Below are 22,542 nucleotides of genomic sequence, written 5' to 3' on the forward strand. Positions count from 1 at the left end.
TCTTTTTTTCTGGGAGTTTCGTAAATGGCAGTTGCCTCCGGCGCCTATAAGAAAGCCCTCGAGGGCGACCAATCACCTAAACAGGTGTTGGTCAAAATCGACCGGGTCACGAAGAAGTTCGACGAGACGATTGCCGTGGACGATGTGTCCCTGGAAATCAAGAAAGGCGAGATTTTCGCCCTGCTCGGCGGTTCGGGATCGGGCAAATCCACGTTGCTGCGCATGCTCGCAGGATTCGAACGGCCCACGGAGGGGCGCATTTTCCTCGATGGCGTAGACATCACCGACATGCCGCCGTACGAGCGGCCGATCAACATGATGTTCCAGTCCTACGCCTTGTTCCCGCACATGACCGTGGCGCAGAACATCGCCTTCGGCCTCAAGCAGGACAAAATCCCCGCCGCTGAAGTCGATGCCCGTGTCGCGGACATGCTCAAGCTGGTTCAGATGACGCAATACGCCAAGCGCAAGCCGCATCAGTTGTCCGGTGGTCAGCGTCAGCGTGTGGCCCTGGCGCGTTCGTTGGCCAAGCGGCCGAAACTGTTGCTGCTCGACGAACCGATGGGTGCTCTGGACAAGAAGCTGCGTTCGCAAATGCAGCTTGAGCTTGTCGAGATCATCGAGCGGGTCGGCGTAACCTGCGTCATGGTGACCCACGATCAGGAAGAGGCCATGACCATGGCCGAGCGCATCGCGATCATGCACCTGGGCTGGATCGCCCAGATCGGCAGCCCGATCGACATCTACGAAACCCCGACCAGCCGTCTGGTCTGCGAGTTCATCGGCAACGTCAACATCTTTGACGGTGAAGTGATCGACGACGCCGAAGGTCACGCGACCATCACCTGCAAGGACCTGGACCGCCAGATTTACGTGGGCCACGGCATCAGCACGTCGGTGCAGGACAAGTCCGTGACCTACGCGATCCGTCCGGAAAAACTGCTGGTGACACCGACCATGCCGACCTGTGAATACAACTGGTCCAGCGGCAAGGTGCACGACATCGCCTACCTCGGTGGCCACTCGGTGTTCTACGTCGAGCTGCCGAGCGGCAAGATCGTCCAGTCTTTCGTCGCCAACGCCGAACGCCGTGGCCAGCGCCCAACCTGGGGTGACCAGGTTTACGTGTATTGGGAAGACGACAGCGGCGTGGTACTTCGCTCATGAACATGCGCAAATTCAAACGCCGCCTCAATCGAATAATTCCCGGTGGCCGTCAGCTGGTCATCGGGGTTCCGTTCATTTGGCTGTTCCTGTTCTTCATGCTGCCGTTCTTCATCGTCCTGAAGATCAGCTTCGCCGAAGCCGACGTGGCCATTCCGCCGTACACCGAGATCTACAGCTTCATCGACCAGAAACTGCAAGTGCTGCTCAACCTCGGCAACTACGCGATGCTGGCCGGCGACGAGTTGTACATCGCCGCTTACCTCGGTTCGTTGAAGATGGCGCTGATCAGCACCGTCCTCTGTTTGCTGATCGGCTACCCGATGGCCTACGCCATCGCCAGTGCCCGCAAAGAGATGCAAACGGTGCTGGTGCTGCTGATCATGATGCCGACCTGGACTGCGATCCTGATCCGCGTGTATGCGTGGATGGGCATCCTCAGCAACAACGGTCTGCTCAATGGTTTCCTGATGAGCATGGGCTGGATCAATGAGCCGCTGCAGATCCTCAACACCAACCTCGCGGTGTACATCGGCGTCGTTTATTCGTACCTGCCGTTCATGATCCTGCCGCTCTACGCCAACCTGGTGAAGCACGACAACAGCCTGTTGGAAGCCGCATCGGACCTGGGTTCGAGCACTTTTAACAGCTTCTGGAAGATCACCATTCCGCTGTCCAAGAACGGCATCGTCGCGGGCTGCATGCTGGTGTTCATTCCGGTCGTGGGCGAGTTCGTGATCCCGGAACTGCTCGGCGGTCCGGAAACCCTGATGATCGGTAAAGTGCTCTGGCAAGAGTTCTTCAACAACCGTGACTGGCCGGTGGCATCTGCCCTGGCAGTGGTGATGCTGTTGATCCTGATTGTGCCGATCATCCTGTTCAACCGCAGTCAGGCCAAAGAAATGGAGGGTAAAGAATGAAGCGCTTCCGTTTCTCAAGTTTCATGCTGGTTGCGGGTTTGCTGTTCATCTACGCGCCGATGCTGATCCTGGTGATCTACTCGTTCAACGCCTCAAAACTGGTAACGGTGTGGGGTGGCTGGTCAATCAAGTGGTACGTCGGTTTGATGGACAACACTCAGCTGATGGGGTCGGTGGTGCGCTCGCTGGAAATCGCCTGCTACACGGCGGTGGCGGCGGTGGCGCTGGGTACGTTGGCGGCATTCGTGCTGACCCGTATCACCCACTTCAAGGGTCGTACGCTGTTCGGTGGCCTGGTCACCGCGCCGCTGGTGATGCCCGAAGTGATCACCGGTCTGTCGCTGTTGCTGCTGTTCGTGGCGATGGCGCAAATGATCGGTTGGCCACAGGAGCGCGGCATCATCACCATCTGGATCGCCCACACCACATTCTGTGCGGCGTATGTGGCGGTGGTGGTCTCGGCGCGCTTGCGTGAGCTGGACCTGTCCATCGAAGAAGCGGCCATGGACCTTGGCGCGCGGCCATGGAAGGTTTTCTTCCTGATCACCATCCCGATGATCGCGCCATCGTTGGGGGCTGGCGGCATGATGTCCTTCGCCCTGTCCCTGGATGACCTAGTGTTGGCGAGCTTCGTATCGGGCCCGGGTTCCACGACCCTGCCGATGGAAGTGTTCTCGGCAGTGCGTCTGGGCGTGAAACCCGAGATCAATGCCGTGGCCAGTCTGATTTTGCTGGCGGTATCGCTGATGACGTTCCTGGTCTGGTTCTTCAGCCGTCGTGCCGAAGAAAGTCGCAAACGTGCGATTCAGCAGGCGATCGAAGAAGGTGCTGCCGACTCCTGGAAACAACCGGACGTGCGTCGCGCCCAGCAGGCGCCGGAAGCGGCTTAACAGCAAAAGATCGCAGCCTGCGGCAGCTCCTACAAGGATACGCATTCCTCTGTAGGAGCTGCCGAAGGCTGCGATCTTTTGACTTTATGGGTCAGGAAACCCAAGGGGACTTGCGGATGATCTCGACGAAGTTCATCGGTTTGAAACCCGGCTCGCTGTCGACCAGCACATCCGCGTTCACGGTGCCAAAAGTGGTGTCCGGCTTGTGTTTGAAGCCATTGGCAAACGCACACAGGATGCACTCCTTGAACCCTTCGCCACGCGGGTGGGCATGCACCACTTCTTCGCGTTGCGCGCTGGGGAATGCCGCGTAATCGATGCCAAGCACATCCATTTCGACGCCAGCGGTGACCAGCGCCACATTAGGCCGCAGGTGTTGCGGCACGCCCGGTGTGGTGTGCAGAGCAATCGACAACCAGACCTGCTCGATATCGTCGTCGGACAAACCGTAAGGCTTGAGGAATGCTTTGGCAGCGTTGGCGCTATCGACTTCGAAGCGCTCGTCGTCAGTGCGATGGCCTTCCACCAGACCCAAGTCATGGAACATCGCGCCGACGTACAACAGTTCGGGGTTGTAGGCCAGTTGCTTGCGTTCACCGCTCAAGGCACCGAACAGAAACACACGACGCGAGTGGTGATACAGCAGGTCTGATTCGACGTCGCGAATATATTCCGTGGTGGCCTTGGCCAACGCGCTGTCGGGGATTTTGATACCGGCGATGGTGCTGCTCATGGTGCTGTCCTCATGGGGAACGCCGTGGCGGCGCTGATGGGGTCAGTCTGTCCGCGCACCCGAAACCGGACAATCGATCCATGGCTGCGATCCCGGCCAATGAGCATGCATATCGCGCCAACCTCGCTTGTTGGGCGCGGATTGGCTAGGGTTAATAGTGATCAGCCAGAAAAGATCGCAGCCTTCGGCAGCTACTACATGGGATCGGCATACACCTGTAGGAGCTGCCGAAGGCTGCGATCTTTTCCACATTCAAGGTGATTTCCTGTCATGCAGAAAACCGTTGCCATCGTGGTGTTCTCAGGCGTTCAGTCCCTGGACGTCACCGGTCCCATGGATGTGTTTTGCGAAGCCAATCGTTTCCTTGAGCCGCCAGATCACTATCGACTGGAGGTGATCGGCGTCGAGCGCGGGGTGATGCCGTGTTCCAACGGTTTGGCACTCAATGCCCATCGGCATTTCAGCGAAGCGCTGGAGGCCTATGACTTGCTGCTGGTGGCCGGTGGGCCGCAGTTACCGTTCATGGATTTCGGTGCGGCATTCGATGCCTGGCTGCGCAATGCCTGCGCGCAGGCGCAACGTTTTGGTTCGATCTGCAACGGCGCGTTCATGCTCGCCCGGGCCGGATTGCTGGACGGGCGAACGGTGACCACCCACTGGGGCGACGCCGCGGCGCTGGCGCAGGTGTGCCCGTCGACTCAGGTCGAAGCTGATCGCCTTTACGTGGAGGACGGCGAGCTCTACACCTCGGCGGGTGTCACGGCCGGGATTGATCTGTCGCTGTACTTGCTGGCCAGGGATCACGGGCCGGAAGTAGCGCTGAGTGTGGCCAAGCGACTGGTGGTGTTCACTCAACGCTCGGGCGGGCAGTCACAGTTCAGCCCATTCCTCACACCACACGCCGAGCCCACTTCGGCAGTGGCGTTGGTGCAGCTCTACGTGTTGGCCAACCTGACGGGGGACCTGACGATTGCCGACCTGGCCAACGCCGCCAACATGAGTGCCCGCAACTTTTCCCGGGTGTTTACCAAAGAGGCGAAAATCACCCCGGCGGAATTCGTCGAACGGGCCAGGGTGGATGCGGCGCGGGTGCTGCTTGAAAGCACCCACTCGCCGCTGAAGACCGTGGCGTATCAGTGCGGATTTCGCGATGCCCAGCACATGCGCAGTGTGTTCAACCGCAGGCTGGGCGTGACGCCGCAGCAGTTCAGGCTGAACTTTGCGGCGCTGGTTTGACTGAACTTTTTGTCGCTTGTCAGGGCCTCATCGCGAGCAAGCTCGCTCCCACAATTGACCGAGTTGTTAAGACGGACGCGGTCAAAATGTGGGAGCGAGCTTGCTCGCGATGGCGGCAGAACAGCCGATGAGATTTCGATCTACTGCGCCGCCCGCGCCCGCAACAGCTTCAACGTGCTCCGCGTATTGGCCGTGACTTCTTCTTCATTGAGATGCGCCTGGTAGTAGATCCCTTCGATAAACGCCTCAGCCTGGTCGTCATAGTGGCTGTCGAACGGTACGCCACTCTGGCCAACCGGGTTGACGGTCAGGCTGTGGGTCGGGTCGGCCAAGTCGATCAAGCGACGGGTCGAGGGACCATAAGTTACTGGCCACGGCGCCGGGCCGATTTTGGCCGAGAGGTTGTTCGGTACTTCGTGAGTGCCAGGTGCCGCGAACGGGCCGACATTGAAGATCCGGTCCAGCGGCTTTTGCTGCCCCAGCGGATGGCCATGGGTCAGCGTGTGCGCCTTGCCCCACTGCCATTGCGCGAAATCGGCGCCGAGGGTGGTCTTGAGGTGAGCAATGCTCGCCTGCCACGCAACCTTGACCGTATCGGCGCGGGTTTCCTTGCCGAGGGTGTTGCGGTTGTCCCACCACGGTGAATCGGCAGTCGCGGTCAGGCGAGGCAGTGCGGAATCAATCACCCGGGTCGACAGCAAAGTCTCGAAGAAATCATTGCCCAGCTCATCGTGCATCGTCGCGTCAGCCAGGTTGAACAGCAACTGGTTGAACAGCGTGGCGCTGGTGGAGTCGAGCGGGTAGTCGCCTTTCCATTGGGCCAGTTGCTCAACCAGTTTGAGCTCGGCGGGATCGCTCACCCCTTCACGCAATACCGGCAACAACGGCGCCAACAGGCGCGGGCCGTAAGCGGTGGTGGTGCCCAGTTGCACCTTTTGGCTGGCGTCCAGATCCCACTTGATGGTTTTGTCGCTGAGCTGGCGATTGAGCTGCTGACCTCGATCGGCCAGGTTGTAGTAACCGGGAATTTCCATGCCGGTCGGCGACACCGGCTGGAAGTTGGCCGAGACGATGTAACCGCGTGCCGGGTTCTCTTCCTGTGGGTTGGCGCTGAACGGGTAAAAACCTTCCTTGTCCGCGTCAGCGGTGCTGCCATCGAGGATGAACCCCGGACGCACACCCGCCGGACGTTTTGGCAACTGCGCCGCTGCCCACCAGCCGATGTCGCCCGTGGCGTTGGCCCAGACGATGTTCAGGCCCGGCGCCTGAATCTTTGCGCAGGCACTGCGCGCCTTGGCCAGGGTGTCGGCGCGGTTGAGCTGATAGAAGCCCTCAAGGATCGGATTCTGGCTTTCGAGAAAACCCCACCACATGGCGATCGGCGTTGTGCCGACGCCGCTGCCCAGCGCATCGTTGACGATCGGGCCGTGGGGCGACTGGCGCAACACCAGTGTCACCGGTGCCTGGTCCTTGACCGCGATCTGCTGTTCGCTGGTCACCATGTCCACCCACTTGCCGCGATACCAGACCTGATTGGGGTTGTCCGGGTTGACCTTCTCGGCGATCAGGTCCAGGTCGTCGTTCTGGAACATGGTGATGCTCCAGCCGAAGTCGCGGTTCATCCCGAGAGAGGCGAACGGCATCAATGCCTGATAGTGGCCGTAGAGCTCAAAGCCCGGCGCCGAGAGGTGCGCTTCGTACCACACCGACGGCGCGGAAAAGCGGATATGCGGGTCGCCGGCCAACAGCGGTTTGCCGCTTTTGGTTCGACTGCCGGAGACGGCCCAGGCGTTGCTGCCCTCGAACTGCGGCAAGCCGTTGTCGGCCAGTACCTGTTCGCTGAGGCGGGCGAGGGCGTTGAGGTCTTTCCAGTCGGTACTGGCGAGGGGCGGCATGGCACCGCTGCGGTTTTTCGCCAGCACGCCCTTGGGCTGCCAGTCGAGATCGAAGACGTTCAGGTAGTTGGCGCCCAACTGATCGCGCACGTAGGTCAGCAACGGTTCGGTGCGAAACGCTGCGGCAAAACTGTAGGCCATGTAGCCGGTAATGCTGATGGTGTCCTGGGCGGTGAATGGGCGTTTGGGAATGCCCAGTAGATCAAACTCCGCAGGTTTTGGATGGCTGTCCTGATACTGGTTGATGCCATCCAGATAGGCTTGCAGGGCGATAAAGGCCGGCGACTGTTTGTCCATGTTCGCCAGGTAGGTGTCGGCGCGTTCGCGAATGCGCAAGCTGCGCATCAGCTTATCGGTGTCGAGCAGTTTCGGGCCCAGTACCTCGGCCAGCTCGCCGCGGGCGAGGCGGCGCAGGGCTTCCATCTGAAACAGTCGATCCTGGGCGTGCACGTACCCGAGGGCGCGGTACAGGTCGGTTTCGTTCTCGGCGCGGATGTGCGGGATGCCGCGCTCGTCGTAGCGCACGGTGACCGAACCTTGCAGGTGTTGTAGCTCGACCATGCCCTGGCGTGTCGGCTGCTTGCTGTAGACGTACCAGCCTGCACCTGCGGCGAGCGCGACAATCAGCAGGGCGAGAACGGTCAGGCTACGTTTCATGGTGATTCCTTGTTGTTATGAGTGGCAGCAGTTCCCTGGCGCCACTGTTTAACACGGCTTGCCGACATGGCCATCGCACTTAGGAGGGATTCGCGTCTCCTGTCAGCCTTACTTCACTGCGTCGACAGGCCACGGGCAGTAACAACCCACGGCCAGTGTGTGCGTGGCATTCACCGCGCGGCCTTCGTTCAACGCTTGCAGAATCGGCTCAATAAAGCTGTTGTTCGAATTGCAGGTCAGGCCTTCGCTGTACGGACCGAAATACGCCAGTTTGCCGCTGCGATTCCAGATCGCCACGGCCGGGCTGGCGGGGATCTGTTCGGAGCCTGGCAGGACGACGATGCTTTTAAGGCTGCTTAAGGTGCTCGGTAACTGACCGTGGCTGCCAGGCTTTTGTACCGCATAAAACTCCACGCCTTGCGGTACATAGTGCTCAACCAGTTCGCTCAGGTGTTGTTGGTTACCGACGTTGCACGGGCAGGCCGGGTCCCAGAAGTGCACGAGGCGGATGGCGCCGGGGCCGGCGAGATGATCGGGCAGGCGCAGCGGGTCGCCGGAGAACACCGCGGTGTGCTCGCTGAACGCTCGCAGGTAGCGGCCCTGAAACCAGTCGTAGGCAGCCCACAGCACGCCGGCACACACGAGGGCGAGCAGGCTGGCAAGCAGTGTGGCGCGGTAGGGCGAGCGCATGGATTTCAGTCCTCGAAGGTGCGCTAGCTTGCCATGCTTGCCCCAACAGATGAATATCGCAGGCCCATAAAGTCCGTTTCGCGTTCTGGAATTGCTCATGTCTGCCACTTTCGACTCCGATCATCTGCGTGCCAGCCTGCGGCCGCTGGCCGACTGGCAGCCGCTGTCGGTAGAAGCGCTGGCTTACCAGCGCTTCTACGGGCTGGATTTTGCGGGACGTAACGTGCGCAGTGGCCTTGGACGTTTCGCGGTCGATGGTTATGAAGTGGTCAGCCAGGTCTGGTGGCCCGAGCGGGCGAAGGCGACGCTGTTTTTGTTCCACGGTTTTTACGATCACACCGGGCTTTACCGGCATGTGATCGAATGGGCGCTGGATCAGAATTTTGCGGTGATTGCCTGCGACCTGCCGGGACACGGGCTGTCCAGTGGCGAACGGGCCAGCATCAAGGATTTCACCGAGTATCAGGACACGCTGCAAGGATTGTTCACCGAAGCACAATCCCTCGATCTGCCGCAGCCGTGGCACCTGTGCGGGCAAAGCACTGGCGGCGCGATCGTGATCGATCATGTACTCAATCAGGGCGCCAGCAGTCCGGCCCAGGGCCAGGTCATTCTGCTGTCGCCGTTGGTAAGGCCGCGGGCCTGGGGCTGGTCGCAACTCAGTTATTACCTGCTCAAGCCTTTCGTCAAAGCGATCGCCCGGCGCTTCAGCGAGAACTCCAACGACCCGGATTTTCTGCCTTTCCTGCAAGCGGACCCGTTGCAGCCGCTCCGTTTGCCGACCGCCTGGGTCGGTGCGCTGGCGCGCTGGATCAAGCGCATCGAAGCCGCCCCGTACAGCATGCGGCGACCGCTGATTGTGCAGGGGCAAGCGGACATGACCGTGGATTGGGAGCATAACCTTGAAGTGTTGCGGGGCAAGTTCGATCGGCCGCAGGTGCTGATGTTGCCTGAGGCGCGGCATCACCTGGCGAATGAGACGCTGGCGTTGCGGCGGGAGTATTTCGGGTTTTTGACGAAGCGGATCAAGGGTCGGAATCTTTAGCGTCTGTCATGGCCTCATCGTCGGATCGCCGCCCGGAGCAAGCTCGCTCCCACATTAGACCGAGTACGTCTGAACAACTCGGTCACTGTGGGAGCGAGCTTGCTCGCGATAGCGATTTATCAGGCGCTAAAAATTACTGGCGAAGCGTTGAAGTATCCTGCCCCACCGCCAACCCCGCGCGAATCGCCGCCAATGCTGCCTGGTAATAAGCCTTGCCCTCGGCGGACTCGGCGAAGGTCGCGAACTCTTCCAGTTCTTCATCCGACAGGTCGCGATAGACATACAACAGCGTGTTGTTCAGGTCGTTGCCGATCTGGTCCATCAAGCGCTGACGCTGACCGTTCAACATGCCTTGAGCCTGACCACCGCCGAGCAGGCCGGGGATCATCGAACTGAGGCTGTCGGCCGCGACGCCGGCAATCGCCAGGCTGACTTCCGCGCCAGCCTCGCGAGCGGGCAGGGCCTGGGCCAGATGGCCGATGATCAGCATGCGGTTGTCGCTGGCCTGGATCCTGGGTAAACCCTTGGCGTTTTTTGCCAACTGATCGCGACGGGTCGCGAGCAATTCGGCGGCCACGATTTTCTTGCCCAAGGGTGACTGAAAGAATGTCAGCGCAGGTTTCGGATCGGCGAGGGTCTTGCGCAATTGCGCTTCGGCGCGCTGGTCGACGGCCTGGGGGGCAAAGCGCTGATTACTGTTATTCACCAGCGCCTGGAACACTGCCGGCGGCAGACTGTTCTGGTACCGCTGCTGAGCGGCCGAGAGAGCGTCGTTGAAATGCGCGCGTTGTTCTGGCCAACCGGCGACCTTGTACAACTGGTCGTGGCCGTCTGCCCAAGCGGGCAATACACAGAACATCAACAGTGAAAAAAGCAAACGGCGCATAGGGACTCCTGTCAGCAGGCGACTATTCTCCGTGTGGCATTCGTCCTTGTCGAGAATTCGTATCAACCCGCTGCGCGGCTCTGTCGGATTTTCAGGCACAGGAATACTATGCGCGGCATGCGAATACCCTCTGATCACCCGCTGCTGTTACGTATCGTCGACGACCTGGCTGAGCACGGCTGGTCGCAGCAGAATATTTTCCTTCCTCTGGGTCTGACCCGGGAACTGGCGGCTGAGTGCCGTAAACGTGCTGCCGAGGGCGAATTGGCCCCGGCCGCCGTGGGTCGCGGGTCGACATCCGAGATTCGCGAGGGGATTCGCGGCGACCATATCCAGTGGATCGAGCCCGGCCAGGCGTTGGCGTGCGACAGCTATCTGGATTTGATGGACAGCCTGCGCGAGGCGATGAATCGCGGTTTGTTTCTGGGCCTGGAAGATTTCGAAAGCCATTTCGCGCTGTACCCACCCGGCGCGTTCTACCTCAAGCATGTCGACCGTTTCCGCGACGACGACCGGCGCATGGTGTCGGCGGTGGTCTATCTCAATGACGCCTGGCTGCCCGAGCACGGCGGCCAGTTGCGTATGTACCTGGATGAAAGCGTCGAACATGATGTGGTGCCCACAGGTGGATGCCTGGTGGTGTTTCTGTCGGGTGAAGTGCCCCACGAAGTCCTGCCCTCGACCCGCGATCGCCTGTCGTTGACCGGCTGGTTCCGGCGGCGTGGCAACGAGCCGTTCTGATCATGCAAAAAATTCTGGTAAGCCGCTGTCTGCTGGGCCACCGCGTACGTTATGACGGCGGGGCCAGTGGGCCGTTCGATCAGCTTCAGCAGTGGCTTGATGAAGGTCGGGTGGTGCCGTTGTGTCCGGAGGTTGCCGGTGGCTTGCCGACGCCGAGGGCGGCGGCGGAAATTCCGGGCGGGCAGGGTGCTGAAGTGCTTGATGGCCACGCCTCAGTGATCACCACCGAGGGCGAGGACGTCAGCGCCGAGTTTCTCTCGGGGGCTTATCAGGCGTTGGAACTGGTGCAAAAGCACGGCATCCGCATTGCCGTGCTCAAGGCCAACAGCCCGTCTTGCGGGAACTTGTTGACCTATGACGGGACGTTTAGTGGTGTGAAGGTCAGTGGTGAAGGTGTTACTGCGGCGTTGCTCAAGCGTCACGGTGTCCAGGTTTTCAGCGAGCTGGAGTTGCCGCAAGCTGCACAGGCCCTGACCAACCTGAAGTAACGTCTTACACAAAACCCCTGTGGGATCTTCAGTGTCTTACGGTTTGGGCGGCACACTCGTATCCGCCCCAAACCACTTCTGCGACAACGCCTCCAGTCGCCCATCCGCCTTGATCCGCTGCAACGCGTTCTCCAGGCTGGCATGAAACGCCGGGTTACCCTTCTGAAACGGAATCGCCAGGCTCACGGGCGGGCCGACTTTCGGCTTCTCTTCCGTCAAGGCTTGCACTAGCAGCATCGAGCGCGGTTGCTCTTCCTTCTGCGCGATCAATTGCGCATTGGTGTAGCTGTAAGGTTCGCTGAAGTCGAAACGATCCTTGAGGTCCGGGGTCACTGCTATGTGATTGATGGCGACGTCGTACTTGCCGGTTTCAACACCTTGCAGCAGATCGTTGGAATCGGTAATGACGAAGTCGGCCCGTACATCCAGTTCGTTGGCCAGCAGTTGGCCCAATTCGACCTCGAAGCCCGTTAGATTGCCATCGTCCTTGAAATTGAACGGCGGTGTATTAGCCTCAAGAGCGATGCGCAATTCGCCACGGTCGTTTACATCGTCAATCAGTTCGGCATGAGCCAAAGGGCTCAAGAGGGGTAGCAGGCAGATCAGGCCAGGCAAAAAACGCATGGTCACTCCTTTGAATTCATTATCGCGATGCTCTGGTTCAGGCTCGCTTTGCTATGGTTGTCGAGAGCTTTCGACAACGAATGGCCGTGAAGTTGTCATGGCCACGCGGATTTTACGAAAAAACTGGAGAAGAGAATGAAAACCTTTATGTCACGAGCAGCATTGGCTGGCCTGTTGCTGGGGGCTTCGATGCTGGCAACGGCTGCCACTCCGGCTCCCAAGGGAGCAGAAGCGTTCATCGTTTCCCCGGAAGACGGTGCCACGGTGCCACAGGAATTCAAGGTCAAGTTCGGCGTCAAGGACATCTCTCTGGCCCCGGCGGGCGATGTCACCAAGCACACCGGTCACCACCACCTGCTGATCGACGTCAAAGAGCTCCCTACCGCTGGCCAGCCGATTCCGAACGACGCCAACCACATGCATTTCGGCAAGGCGCAGACCGAAGCCACCATCAAGCTGCCGCGAGGCAAGCACACCTTGCAGCTTGAGCTGGGCGACAGTGGCCACATGCCGTTCGATCCGCCGATCGTTTCGAAGAAAATCACCGTGAATGTGAAGTAACTTTTCAACAGGCATGAAAAAGGGAGACCAGAGGGTCTCCCTTTTTTGTCACTCAAGTCACTATCAGAACAACACGCGGCAACGAATGGTGCCGTTGATGTGCTGCAGCTTCTCTTGCGCCAGGTCCGAGTACTCGGCGTCTACGTCGATCACGACGTAGCCGACTTTCTCGTTGGTCTGCAGGAACTGACCGGAAATGTTGATGCCGTTTTCGGCGAAGACCTTGTTGATCTCGCTCATCACACCCGGAATGTTCTCGTGGATGTGCAGCAGACGGTGCTTGCCAGGGTGAGCCGGCAGGGCCACTTCCGGGAAGTTGACCGAGGACACCGACGTACCGTTGTCGCTGTACTTGACCAGCTTCTCTGCCACTTCCAGACCGATGTTGGCTTGCGCTTCAGCGGTGGAACCGCCGATGTGCGGGGTCAGGATCACATTGTCCAGGCCACGCAGCGGGCTTTCGAACTCTTCGTCGTTGGAGCGAGGCTCTACCGGGAATACGTCGATGGCCGCGCCGATCAGGTGCTTGTCCTTGATCGCGTCCGCCAGGGCTTGCAGTTCGACCACGGTGCCGCGAGCCGCGTTGATCAGGATGCCGCCCTTCTTGATCGCACGGATTTCTTTCTCGCCGATCATCCACTGAGTCGCAGCGGTTTCCGGAACGTGCAGGGTGACGATGTCGGACATGCCCAGCAGTTCGGTCAGGTTACCGACCTGAGTCGCGTTGCCCAATGGCAGCTTGGTCACGGTGTCGTAGAAGTACACCTGCATGCCCAGGCCTTCAGCCAGAACCGACAATTGTGTACCGATCGAGCCGTAACCGACGATGCCCAGCTTCTTGCCACGGATTTCGAAGGAGTTGGCCGCGCTCTTGATCCAGCCGCCACGGTGACAGGAGGCGTTCTTCTCAGGAATGCCGCGCAACAACAGGATCGCCTCGGCCAGCACCAGCTCGGCTACGGAGCGAGTGTTGGAGTACGGTGCGTTGAACACCGCGATGCCGCGTTCGCGAGCCGCGTTGAGGTCAACCTGGTTGGTGCCGATGCAGAAACAGCCGACAGCGACCAGTTTCTTCGCCTGATCGAAGATCTCTTCGGTCAGTTGAGTGCGAGAGCGAATGCCGATGAAGTGCGCATCAGCGATCTTTTCCTTCAGCTGGGCTTCCGGCAGAGAACCTGTGAGGTACTCGATGCTGGTGTAGCCCGCCGACTTGAGGACGTCGACAGCCGATTGGTGGACGCCTTCGAGAAGAAGGAACTTGATCTTGCTCTTATCGAGAGAAGTCTTGCTCATCTGCGTAAACCTGTATCCCGGAGAAAAATGGCAGGAAATGGTCAACAGATGCTGACCCGGACGGCAAGAAGGCCGTCGCCGCAGAACAGCCGTTGGGCACTATCCTGCGGGGTCGGTATGCTAGCATATGCACCCCGCTAAACACTCATTCCTGCGACGTGAAGCGTTCTCAGGATGACCATGAATTGTTCGAGAGTTCTGTCGATGACCAATCCTGCCCTGATTGAAGAGCTGAAGACCCTGGTTGAGCCTGGCAAGGTGCTGACCGATGCCGACTCCCTGAATGCTTACGGTAAGGATTGGACCAAGCATTTCGCCCCGGCCCCGACCGCCATCGTGTTCCCCAAGACCACCGAGCAGGTCCAGGCCATAGTCCGCTGGGCCAATGAGCACAACATTGCGCTGGTGCCGTCCGGCGGTCGCACCGGGCTGTCCGCCGCGGCTGTGGCTGCCAATGGCGAAGTCGTTGTGTCCTTCGACTACATGAACCAGATCCTCGACGTGAACATGACCGACCGCACCGCAGTCTGCCAGCCGGGCGTGGTCACCGAACACCTGCAGAACGTCGCCGAAGAAAAAGGCCTGTACTACCCGGTGGACTTCGCTTCGGCAGGTTCCAGCCAGATTGGCGGCAATATCGGCACCAATGCCGGCGGGATCAAGGTGATTCGCTACGGCATGACCCGCAACTGGGTGGCCGGCATGAAAGTCGTCACCGGCAAGGGCGACCTGCTGGAACTGAACAAAGATCTGATCAAGAACGCCACCGGCTACGACCTGCGTCAGTTGTTCATCGGTGCTGAAGGCACCCTCGGTTTCGTGGTCGAAGCCACCATGCGTCTGGACCGTGCCCCGAAAAACCTCACCGCCATGGTCCTCGGCACTGCCGATTTCGACTCGATCATGCCGGTGCTGCACGCGTTCCAGAGCAAACTGGACCTGACCGCGTTCGAATTTTTCTCCGACAAAGCGTTGGCCAAGGTCATGGGCCGGGGCGACGTACCAGCGCCATTCGAAACAGATTGCCCGTTCTACGCATTGCTGGAATTCGAAGCGACCACCGAAGAAGTGGCTAACCACGCCCTGGAAACCTTCGAGCACTGCGTCGAGCAGGGCTGGGTGCTGGACGGCGTGATGAGCCAGAGCGAAACCCAGCTGCAGAACCTCTGGAAGCTGCGTGAATACATCTCCGAAACCATTTCCCACTGGACGCCGTACAAGAACGACATTTCGGTCACTGTGTCGAAAGTCCCGGCGTTCCTGAAGGAAATCGACGCGATCGTCGGCGAACACTACCCGGATTTCGAAATCGTCTGGTTCGGCCACATCGGCGACGGCAACTTGCACTTGAACATCCTCAAGCCGGAAAACCTGAGCAAGGACGAGTTCTTCGCCAAGTGCGCGACCGTCAACAAGTGGGTGTTCGAAACCGTCGAGAAGTACAACGGCTCGATTTCCGCCGAACACGGTGTGGGCATGACCAAGCGTGATTACTTGACCTACAGCCGCTCACCGGTTGAGATCGAGTACATGAAAGCTGTCAAAGCGGTGTTCGATCCGAACGGAATCATGAACCCGGGCAAAATTTTCGCTGTTTGACTTTTGAATTTAAGAGCTACGAAACAGGAGTCGGTAATGAGCTATCAGCACCAGTATGTCGACGGTACGCGTATTCACTTTCCGCTGGGGAAAGTGGTGTGCATTGGCCGTAACTACGCCGAACACGCCAAGGAACTGGACAACCCGGTGCCTACAGAACCGCTGCTGTTCATTAAGCCGGGCAGTTGCGTAGTGCCGCTGGAAGGTGGTTTCAGCATTCCGACCGAGCGTGGCTCGGTGCATTACGAAGCGGAAATCGCGGTGTTGATCGGCAAGCCTTTGTCGACCAAGCCGAGCCGTGAAGAAGTGCTCGATGCTATCTCCGGCTTCGCCCCGGCCCTGGACCTGACCCTGCGCGACAAGCAGGCCGAGCTGAAAGCCAAGGGCCTGCCGTGGGAAATCGCCAAGTCCTTCGACGGTGCAGCGGTGATTGCACCGTTCGTGTCCGGCAGCACGTTTGCTGACCTGACCGACATTGGCATCCGCCTGACCATCAACGGCGAAGTGCGCCAGGACGGCAACAGCAGCGCGATGCTCAACCCGATCGTGCCGATGATCCAGCACATGGCCGGCTGCTTCTCGCTGCAGGCCGGTGATGTGATCCTGACGGGTACGCCGGTGGGTGTTGGTCCGCTGAATGTCGGTGACGAACTGGTGATTGAATTGCCAGGCGCCAGCAGCTTCACCAGCAGCGTCCGCTAAAAAAGCAAAAGATCGCAGCCTGCGGCAGCTCCTACACCAATCTCTGTAGGAGCTGCCGCAGGCTGCGATCTTTTGATCTTGGTTGCCCGCACAGGGCTTTCGCGCCATTTCCCGTTTTTTTCACATCTCGTCCGGATAATTCCGGGACTTGCGGCGTCTTAGCCGGTCCCAATTGTGCTATTACCCATAGCCTGAATTTCTGGAACGCATCCCTCGATGGTCACCCAACCACTGCCCAAGCTTAAAACTGCCCGCCGTTCGCGTTTTGTCATGCGTTGGTATTCCTGGCTTTTGCTGGTGGTCGCCGCCGCGTATGGCCTCGCGTTTGCGATGCATTGGGATGACCGAGGCGTGCTCTGGGTGCTGGAGCGTTTCGAAAGCCCCGCCGAACGCCAGGAGAGCATCTGGCTGCCGGATTACCGGGCAGTGATCGATGCCAAGGTGCTGCCGGGCATGGAGAAGGACGAAGCGTCGGACCTGGCCTACGACCCTCAGTCAAAAACCCTGTTTTCGGTCATGGGCAATAAACCGTTCCTGGTCGAACTGACATTGCAGGGTGACGTGCTGCGCAAGATGCCGCTGGTGGGCTGGAGCAACCCGGAAGGGGTGACCGTGATGGGCAACGGTCTGCTGGCCATCGTCGATGAGCGCGAACACATGCTCTCCATCGTCAAGGTCGATGCCGATACCCGCGAGCTGAACATCGCCGACTTCCCCAAATACGACCTCGGCCCTTCGAAGGACCAGAACAAGGCGTTCGAAGCCATCGTCTGGGATTCGCGCAATCAGCAAATGTTGTTGGGTGAAGAGCGTCCACCGGCGTTGTTCATCTGGAAAAGCAACGATGGCCAGACACTCACCGGTGACAAGCAGAAACTCGCCAATGACGAACTGGACATCCGCAACCTGTCTGCCCTGGCCATCGACCCGCGGACCGGGCACACCCTGGTGCTGTCTGCCGATTCCCACTTGCTGCTGGAGCTGGACGAGAAGGGTGAACAGGTCAGCTTTATGACCTTGCTGGGCGGCTTCAATGGTTTGAAGAAGACCATTCCTCGCGCCGAAGGTGTGACCATGGACGAGGCGGGGACGCTGTACATGGTGAGCGAGCCGAACCTGTTCTACCGTTTCGAAAAGCAACGGTAGGACCTGCCGAAGGTTCGGCCCGAACCTTCGGCAGCTCCTACGCCATTAAGCTTTAATTCAGACTGCCGTGGTATTTCATCTGCCCGTCCTGATTCCGAGCTTGCCCGAATGCGCCGACTTGCCCGCCCCAAACCCCTGATTCTGATCCTGTCGGTCATTGCGTTGATCTCGCTGGTTGCGGCCGGCCAGTACCTGCGCCTGTTCGAGCGCGCCTGGTTCAACCTGCACACCCTTTGGCAGCCCATGAACGGTGAGTCCATCGCTCTGGATCAGTACCAGGTAGCGGTCGAGGCGCGAGTCATTGTTGGGCTGGATGACGATGTATCTGCGTTGACCTTCGATCCGGTGCGCAAAAGCCTGTTCACCGTCACCAACAAAAACTCAGAGCTGATCGAACTGTCGCTGGACGGCCAGATTGTTCGACGCATTTCGCTGGTCGGGTTTGGCGATCCTGAAGCCGTGGAATTCATCAGCGCCGACACTTACGTGATCACTGACGAGCGTCAGCAGCGGCTGATCAAGATTCATCTGGAGAGCGACACAACGTTCCTCGACGCAGCGGATGCCGAGCAGATGACCCTTGGCGTGCACATGAGCAGCAATAAGGGCTTCGAAGGTCTGGCTTACGACTCGGTGGGCAAGCGGTTGTTTGTCGCCAAGGAACGCGACCCGATGCTGATCTACGAAGTGCACGGTTTTCCCCATTACAACCCGGAAAAATCCTACGCGGTGCACGTAGTGAACAACCCCAAGCGCGATGCGGGGATGTTCGTGCGAGACCTGTCCAGCCTGCAATACGACGAGCGCAGCGGCCATTTGCTGGCGTTGTCGGATGAGTCGCGGCTGATTCTGGAACTCGATGTGGACGGGCGACCGCTGAGCACCATGTCACTGAGCAAGGGCCGTCAGGGGTTGCAGAAGACAGTGCCGCAAGCGGAAGGGATCGCCATGGATGACGACGGTACGATGTACCTGGTGAGCGAGCCGAACCTGTTCTACGTCTTCAAAAAACCGCCACAACCCTGACCAACACCCCAAAACCCTGTGGGAGCGGGCTTGCCCGCGATGACGGCCTATCAGTCAACATTAATGTTGAATGTGATGGCCTCATCGCGAGCAAGCTCGCTCCCACAGGTTTATCGGCGTGCCGGATTTACTGGGCGCGCAGGGTTTTCACGCCTTCGCTGGTGCCCAGCAGCAGCAAATCCGCTGGACGTGCCGCGAACAAACCGTTGGTGACCACGCCGACGATGGCGTTGATCTGCGTCTCCAGCTCCACCGGGTTGGTGATCTGCATGTTGAACACGTCGAGGATGATGTTGCCGTTGTCGGTCAGCACGCCTTCGCGGTAGACCGGGTCGCCGCCGAGCTTCACCAGCTCGCGGGCCACGTGGCTGCGGGCCATCGGGATCACTTCCACCGGCAGCGGGAACGCACCGAGCACCGGCACCAGTTTGCTGGCGTCGGCGATGCAGATGAAGGTCTTGGCCACAGCCGCCACAATCTTCTCGCGGGTCAGGGCTGCGCCGCCGCCCTTGATCAGGTTCAGGTGCTCGTCGCTTTCATCGGCGCCGTCGACGTAGAACTCCAGGTCGCTGACAGTGTTCAGCTCATACACCGGGATGCCGTGGCCCTTGAGGCGGGCAGCGGTGGCTTCGGAACTGGCGACCGCGCCGTCGAACGCGCCTTTGTGCTTGGCCAGTGCATCGATGAAGCAGTTGGCGGTGGAGCCGGTGCCGACCCCGACGATGCTCTTGTCGTCGAGTTTCGGGAGGATGAAGTCGACGGCGGCCTGAGCCACTGCCTGTTTGAGTTGATCCTGGGTCATGCGGGCTCCGAAGCGGGCAAGGGGAGAACGGAAAGGCCGGCATTATAGCCCCATGCCGGGCTAAAACCTCTTGATTCGTGTGGTCGCCCGCCCGAAAGCCGGGTTAGACTCGTTGGCCCTGCCCAACCCGCTCAGTGATGCTTTCCGATGCTCGAACAGTACGTCAAAAAGATCCTCACCTCGCGCGTTTATGACGTTGCCGTAGAAACCCCATTGCAGACTGCCCGCCAGCTCTCCGAACGGCTGGGCAACAGTATTTTGCTCAAGCGCGAAGACTTGCAGCCGGTGTTCTCGTTCAAGATTCGTGGCGCCTACAACAAGCTCACGCAGCTTTCCGATGAAGAGCGCGCTCGCGGCGTGGTCACCGCTTCGGCGGGTAATCACGCGCAAGGCCTGGCCCTGGCGGCGAAAGTGTTGGGCGTGAAAGCCACCATCGTGATGCCCAAGACCACCCCGGAAATCAAAGTCGAAGGCGTGCGTTCACGCGGCGGCAAAGTGGTGCTGCACGGGGATTCGTTCCCGGAAGCCCTGGCCTACTCGCTGAAACTGGTCGACGAAAAAGGCTACGTCTACATCCACCCTTACGACGATCCCCACACCATTGCCGGGCAGGGCACGGTGGCGATGGAGATTCTGCGCCAGCACCCTGGCCGTCTCGACGCGATCTTCGTCCCGGTGGGCGGTGGCGGATTGATCGCCGGCATCGCGGCGTACGTGAAGTACTTGCGGCCTGAAATCAAAATCATCGGCGTCGAGCCGGACGATTCCAACTGCCTTCAACTCGCCATGGCCGCTGGCGAGCGCGTGATCCTGCCAACCGTGGGCCTCTTCGCCGACGGCGTCGCTGTGGCGCAGATTGGTCAGCACACCTTCGACATCTGCAAAGATTATGTTGATGAAGTGATCACCGTCAGCACCGATGAAATCTGCGCGGCGATCAAGGACATCTACGACGATACCCGCTCGATCACCGAACCTGCCGGCGCCCTGGGCGTGGCCGGGATCAAGAAGTACGTCGAGCAGCGTGGTGTCACCGGACATACCTTCGTGGCCATCGATTCTGGCGCCAACGTCAACTTTGACCGCCTGCGCCACGTCGCTGAGCGCGCTGAACTGGGCGAAGGCCGCGAAGCGATTATCGCCGTGACGATTCCCGAGAAGCCGGGCAGCTTCAAGGCGTTCTGCGAAGCCATCGGCAAGCGCCAGATCACCGAATTCAACTACCGCTACAACACCGGGAGCGAGGCGCACATCTTTGTTGGCGTACAGACTCACCCGGAAAACGATCCGCGCAGTGCGCTGATTGCCAGCCTCAGCGAACAGGGTTTCCCGGTGCTGGACCTGACCGACAACGAACTGGCCAAGTTGCACATCCGCCACATGGTCGGCGGCCGTGCGGCTCATGTGGTTGATGAAGTGATTCTGCGTTTCGAATTCCCGGAGCGTCCGGGCGCGCTGTTCAACTTCCTCAACAAACTCGGCGGGCGCTGGAACATCTCGATGTTCCACTACCGCAACCATGGTGCGGCGGATGGCCGTGTGGTCGCGGGCCTGCAAGTGCCTCACGATGAACGCCATCTGGTGCCCGCTGCGCTGGAAGAAATCGGCTACCCATATTGGGACGAAAGCGACAACCCGGCCTATCAGCTGTTTCTCGGCTGAGCGGCTACGCTGATGGCCAGGCCATAAGGAAATCGAACAATGGAAACGTTAACCGCCCTGAAAGTCGCTCATATGGTGGCGACGGTGTTGCTGCTGGTCAGCGCGCTGGGTCTGGCGATCTGGGTCTGGCGCACGCGCCGTAACGGTGACGCAACGGCTCACGCGCGCACGTTGCAGCGGCCGCGGGTGTTTATCTGGCTGGTGATGGGGCTGGCGCTGCTGAGCATGCCGTTTACCGGCTGGTGGATGGTGCATCTGGTGGGCTGGCCGCTGGGGCAGATCTGGTTGTTGGCTTCCAGTGTGCTTTACACCGTGGCGGCGTTGGGCTGGTTGTGGTTGCTGGTGCGGCTAAACAAGTTGCGCAAGGTGCCGGCGGGGAGCAATGGGAAGCTCACTTTCGCCCTCGCACTGTTCAGCTTCGTCTGTTTTATCGCGATTGCGGGGTTGATGGGCGCGAAGCCTGTTTAAGGCTTGGGACCGAGTCGGCCCCATCGCGAGCAAGCTCGCTCCCACAGGGGATTTGGGTCGTTCACACATCCAATGTGGGAGCGAGCTTGCTCGCGATGGCGGTATCAGTCGCGCAGAGTAATTACCGGCCAGCCACGCTTCTCGGCTTCAGCACGCAGATTCGGGTCCGGATCGACAGCAATCGGATGCGTCACCTGCTCCAACAGCGGAAAATCATTCATCGAGTCGCTGTAGAAATAGCTGTCTTCCAATGAATAACCGGTTTCTTCCAGCCAACGATTCAACCGCGTCACCTTGCCTTCCCGGAAGCACGGGACGTCGGTGCTACGCCCGGTGTAGCGGCCGTCGATCATTTCGCATTCAGTGGCGATCAGGGTTTCGACGCCCAAGCGTTGGGCAATCGGCCCGGTAACAAAACGGTTGGTCGCGGTGATGATCACCAACTTATCACCCGCCTCGCGGTGCTTGGCCAGTAGTTCGAGACCCTTGGGCAACACAATCGGCTCAATGCAATCGCGCATGTAATCCAGATGCCATTGATCCAGCGTGGCCATCTCGGTGCGGCCGAGCACTTCCAGACAGAAGTTCAGGTAGGCATCGTTATCCAGCTTGCCGGCCAGGTAATCCTGATAGAACTCGTCGTTGCGTGCCTTGTAGGCGACGGCGTCGAGGAAGCCGCGTTCGCACAGGTAATCGCCCCAGGCGTGGTCACTGTCACCGCCCAAGAGCGTGTTGTCCAAGTCGAATAAAGCCAGCCGCATTGCAGTTACTCGCTGAAAAGTCTGTAGAAAGGCGTCCAGAATACGGACTTTTCACAAGAGTGCACATAAGGTAGGCCGGCTCGTTGCTGCTATCACAACCTTTGTGGAACAATGCGGCGACATGCGTTTGCGAGGTTGTTGCCGTGATCGACCCCGATGGTTTCCGCCCCAATGTCGGGATCATTCTCACGAATGATGCCGGACAGGTGCTATGGGCTCGCCGTATCAATCAAGATGCCTGGCAGTTTCCACAGGGCGGGATCAACCCCCAGGAGACGCCGGAAGACGCCTTGTACCGCGAGTTGAACGAAGAAGTGGGTCTTGAGCGCGAAGATGTTGAAATTCTCGCCTGCACCCGGGGCTGGTTGCGCTATCGTTTGCCGCAACGTCTGGTCCGCACGCACAGCCAACCGCTGTGCATCGGCCAGAAACAGAAATGGTTTCTCCTGCGCCTGGTCTCCAACGAGCAGCGGGTGCGGATGGATTTGACCGGTAAACCGGAATTCGATGGCTGGCGCTGGGTCAGCTATTGGTATCAGTTGGGCCAGGTGGT

The 22,542-nt window shown here is 59.6% G+C and carries 23 protein-coding genes; 15 read left to right on the plus strand and 8 right to left on the minus strand.

Features of this window, described 5'->3' with window-relative positions; translation table 11 throughout:
- Positions 1–24: 24 nt before the first annotated feature.
- Genes ACIQU2_RS21940 through ACIQU2_RS21950 form a run of 3 tightly spaced genes read left to right on the plus strand, consistent with a single transcriptional unit; the run spans position 25 to position 2,974 of the window.
- Positions 25–1,167, plus strand: a complete 1,143-nt coding sequence (locus ACIQU2_RS21940) for an ABC transporter ATP-binding protein (protein WP_008150457.1) — start codon at positions 25–27, stop codon at positions 1,165–1,167.
- A 35-nt stretch (positions 1,168–1,202) separates the two neighbouring features.
- Entirely contained in the window at positions 1,203–2,084 is an 882-nt protein-coding gene (locus tag ACIQU2_RS21945) for an ABC transporter permease subunit (RefSeq protein ID WP_403143966.1), read from the plus strand.
- Entirely contained in the window at positions 2,081–2,974 is an 894-nt protein-coding gene (locus ACIQU2_RS21950; protein WP_347802446.1) for an ABC transporter permease subunit, read from the plus strand. The genes ACIQU2_RS21945 and ACIQU2_RS21950 overlap by 4 nt, the downstream gene beginning before the upstream one ends.
- A gap of 91 nt (positions 2,975–3,065) precedes the next feature.
- On the opposite strand, the gene ACIQU2_RS21955 is transcribed toward ACIQU2_RS21950, so the two are convergent.
- A complete protein-coding gene (locus ACIQU2_RS21955) occupies positions 3,066–3,707 on the minus strand; it encodes an HD domain-containing protein (RefSeq protein ID WP_140675225.1) in 642 nt (213 codons plus the stop codon).
- Positions 3,708–3,977: 270 nt separating this feature from the next.
- Between ACIQU2_RS21955 and ACIQU2_RS21960 the strand changes: the two genes are divergently transcribed.
- Positions 3,978–4,943 (plus strand): GlxA family transcriptional regulator, encoded by a 966-nt coding sequence (locus ACIQU2_RS21960; RefSeq protein ID WP_403143943.1) that lies wholly within the window; start codon positions 3,978–3,980, stop codon positions 4,941–4,943.
- Between the two features lie 140 nt (positions 4,944–5,083).
- Here the strand turns inward: ACIQU2_RS21960 and ACIQU2_RS21965 are convergent, their stop codons facing one another.
- Together ACIQU2_RS21965 and ACIQU2_RS21970 are read right to left on the minus strand one after the other, a co-directional pair.
- Positions 5,084–7,495, minus strand: a complete 2,412-nt coding sequence (locus ACIQU2_RS21965; protein WP_403143944.1) for a penicillin acylase family protein — start codon at positions 7,493–7,495, stop codon at positions 5,084–5,086.
- A gap of 108 nt (positions 7,496–7,603) precedes the next feature.
- Complete coding sequence (locus ACIQU2_RS21970; RefSeq protein ID WP_403143946.1) at positions 7,604–8,185, minus strand: DUF6436 domain-containing protein; 582 nt, start codon at positions 8,183–8,185, stop codon at positions 7,604–7,606.
- 97 nt (positions 8,186–8,282) lie between these two features.
- Between ACIQU2_RS21970 and ACIQU2_RS21975 the strand changes: the two genes are divergently transcribed.
- Positions 8,283–9,230 carry an alpha/beta hydrolase gene (locus ACIQU2_RS21975; RefSeq protein WP_347802441.1) on the plus strand — a complete coding sequence of 316 codons (948 nt, stop codon included), beginning with the start codon at positions 8,283–8,285 and terminating at the stop codon, positions 9,228–9,230.
- A gap of 133 nt (positions 9,231–9,363) precedes the next feature.
- Here ACIQU2_RS21975 and ACIQU2_RS21980 read toward each other — a convergent pair whose 3' ends face one another.
- Positions 9,364–10,116, minus strand: a complete 753-nt coding sequence (locus ACIQU2_RS21980) for a DUF2059 domain-containing protein (RefSeq protein ID WP_347802440.1) — start codon at positions 10,114–10,116, stop codon at positions 9,364–9,366.
- A gap of 108 nt (positions 10,117–10,224) precedes the next feature.
- Between ACIQU2_RS21980 and ACIQU2_RS21985 the strand changes: the two genes are divergently transcribed.
- Positions 10,225–10,857, plus strand: coding sequence for a 2OG-Fe(II) oxygenase (locus ACIQU2_RS21985; protein WP_403143947.1), 633 nt, complete (start codon positions 10,225–10,227; stop codon positions 10,855–10,857).
- Between the two features lie 2 nt (positions 10,858–10,859).
- Positions 10,860–11,345 carry a DUF523 domain-containing protein gene (locus tag ACIQU2_RS21990; protein WP_403143949.1) on the plus strand — a complete coding sequence of 162 codons (486 nt, stop codon included), beginning with the start codon at positions 10,860–10,862 and terminating at the stop codon, positions 11,343–11,345.
- Between the two features lie 36 nt (positions 11,346–11,381).
- Here ACIQU2_RS21990 and ACIQU2_RS21995 read toward each other — a convergent pair whose 3' ends face one another.
- Positions 11,382–11,969 carry a transporter substrate-binding domain-containing protein gene (locus ACIQU2_RS21995; RefSeq protein WP_403143950.1) on the minus strand — a complete coding sequence of 196 codons (588 nt, stop codon included), beginning with the start codon at positions 11,967–11,969 and terminating at the stop codon, positions 11,382–11,384.
- A gap of 135 nt (positions 11,970–12,104) precedes the next feature.
- Here ACIQU2_RS21995 and ACIQU2_RS22000 point away from each other — a divergent pair, with 135 nt between their 5' ends.
- Positions 12,105–12,530, plus strand: coding sequence for a DUF4399 domain-containing protein (locus ACIQU2_RS22000; protein ID WP_403143951.1), 426 nt, complete (start codon positions 12,105–12,107; stop codon positions 12,528–12,530).
- A gap of 63 nt (positions 12,531–12,593) precedes the next feature.
- On the opposite strand, the gene serA is transcribed toward ACIQU2_RS22000, so the two are convergent.
- On the minus strand, positions 12,594–13,823 hold the full coding sequence (gene serA / locus ACIQU2_RS22005; protein WP_403143953.1) for a phosphoglycerate dehydrogenase: 1,230 nt from the start codon (positions 13,821–13,823) through the stop codon (positions 12,594–12,596).
- Positions 13,824–14,027: 204 nt separating this feature from the next.
- Between serA and ACIQU2_RS22010 the strand changes: the two genes are divergently transcribed.
- From ACIQU2_RS22010 to ACIQU2_RS22025, 4 genes are all read left to right on the plus strand, one after another.
- Positions 14,028–15,422: an FAD-binding oxidoreductase gene (locus ACIQU2_RS22010; protein WP_347802435.1), complete on the plus strand. Its 1,395-nt coding sequence runs from the start codon at positions 14,028–14,030 to the stop codon at positions 15,420–15,422.
- A gap of 36 nt (positions 15,423–15,458) precedes the next feature.
- A complete protein-coding gene (locus ACIQU2_RS22015; RefSeq protein ID WP_046053735.1) occupies positions 15,459–16,124 on the plus strand; it encodes a fumarylacetoacetate hydrolase family protein in 666 nt (221 codons plus the stop codon).
- 216 nt (positions 16,125–16,340) lie between these two features.
- A complete protein-coding gene (locus tag ACIQU2_RS22020) occupies positions 16,341–17,270 on the plus strand; it encodes an SdiA-regulated domain-containing protein (protein WP_347802433.1) in 930 nt (309 codons plus the stop codon).
- A gap of 108 nt (positions 17,271–17,378) precedes the next feature.
- Positions 17,379–18,296 carry an SdiA-regulated domain-containing protein gene (locus tag ACIQU2_RS22025; protein ID WP_403143955.1) on the plus strand — a complete coding sequence of 306 codons (918 nt, stop codon included), beginning with the start codon at positions 17,379–17,381 and terminating at the stop codon, positions 18,294–18,296.
- A gap of 127 nt (positions 18,297–18,423) precedes the next feature.
- Here ACIQU2_RS22025 and rpiA read toward each other — a convergent pair whose 3' ends face one another.
- Positions 18,424–19,098, minus strand: coding sequence for a ribose-5-phosphate isomerase RpiA (rpiA, locus tag ACIQU2_RS22030; protein ID WP_111448403.1), 675 nt, complete (start codon positions 19,096–19,098; stop codon positions 18,424–18,426).
- Positions 19,099–19,245: 147 nt separating this feature from the next.
- Between rpiA and ilvA the strand changes: the two genes are divergently transcribed.
- Both ilvA and ACIQU2_RS22040 read left to right on the plus strand, forming a co-directional pair.
- Entirely contained in the window at positions 19,246–20,760 is a 1,515-nt protein-coding gene (gene ilvA / locus ACIQU2_RS22035) for a threonine ammonia-lyase, biosynthetic (RefSeq protein WP_403143957.1), read from the plus strand.
- Positions 20,761–20,799: 39 nt separating this feature from the next.
- Positions 20,800–21,228: a DUF2269 domain-containing protein gene (locus tag ACIQU2_RS22040; protein ID WP_403143959.1), complete on the plus strand. Its 429-nt coding sequence runs from the start codon at positions 20,800–20,802 to the stop codon at positions 21,226–21,228.
- A 104-nt stretch (positions 21,229–21,332) separates the two neighbouring features.
- Here the strand turns inward: ACIQU2_RS22040 and ACIQU2_RS22045 are convergent, their stop codons facing one another.
- Positions 21,333–21,989 carry an HAD family hydrolase gene (locus tag ACIQU2_RS22045; RefSeq protein WP_403143961.1) on the minus strand — a complete coding sequence of 219 codons (657 nt, stop codon included), beginning with the start codon at positions 21,987–21,989 and terminating at the stop codon, positions 21,333–21,335.
- A 143-nt stretch (positions 21,990–22,132) separates the two neighbouring features.
- Between ACIQU2_RS22045 and ACIQU2_RS22050 the strand changes: the two genes are divergently transcribed.
- Positions 22,133–22,542 (plus strand): RNA pyrophosphohydrolase (locus ACIQU2_RS22050; protein WP_403143963.1); only part of this gene is annotated, 410 nt, incomplete at its 3' end.

This window comes from Pseudomonas sp. NPDC098740, from assembly GCF_044760065.1.
Classification (GTDB): Bacteria; Pseudomonadota; Gammaproteobacteria; order Pseudomonadales; family Pseudomonadaceae; genus Aquipseudomonas; species Aquipseudomonas rossensis.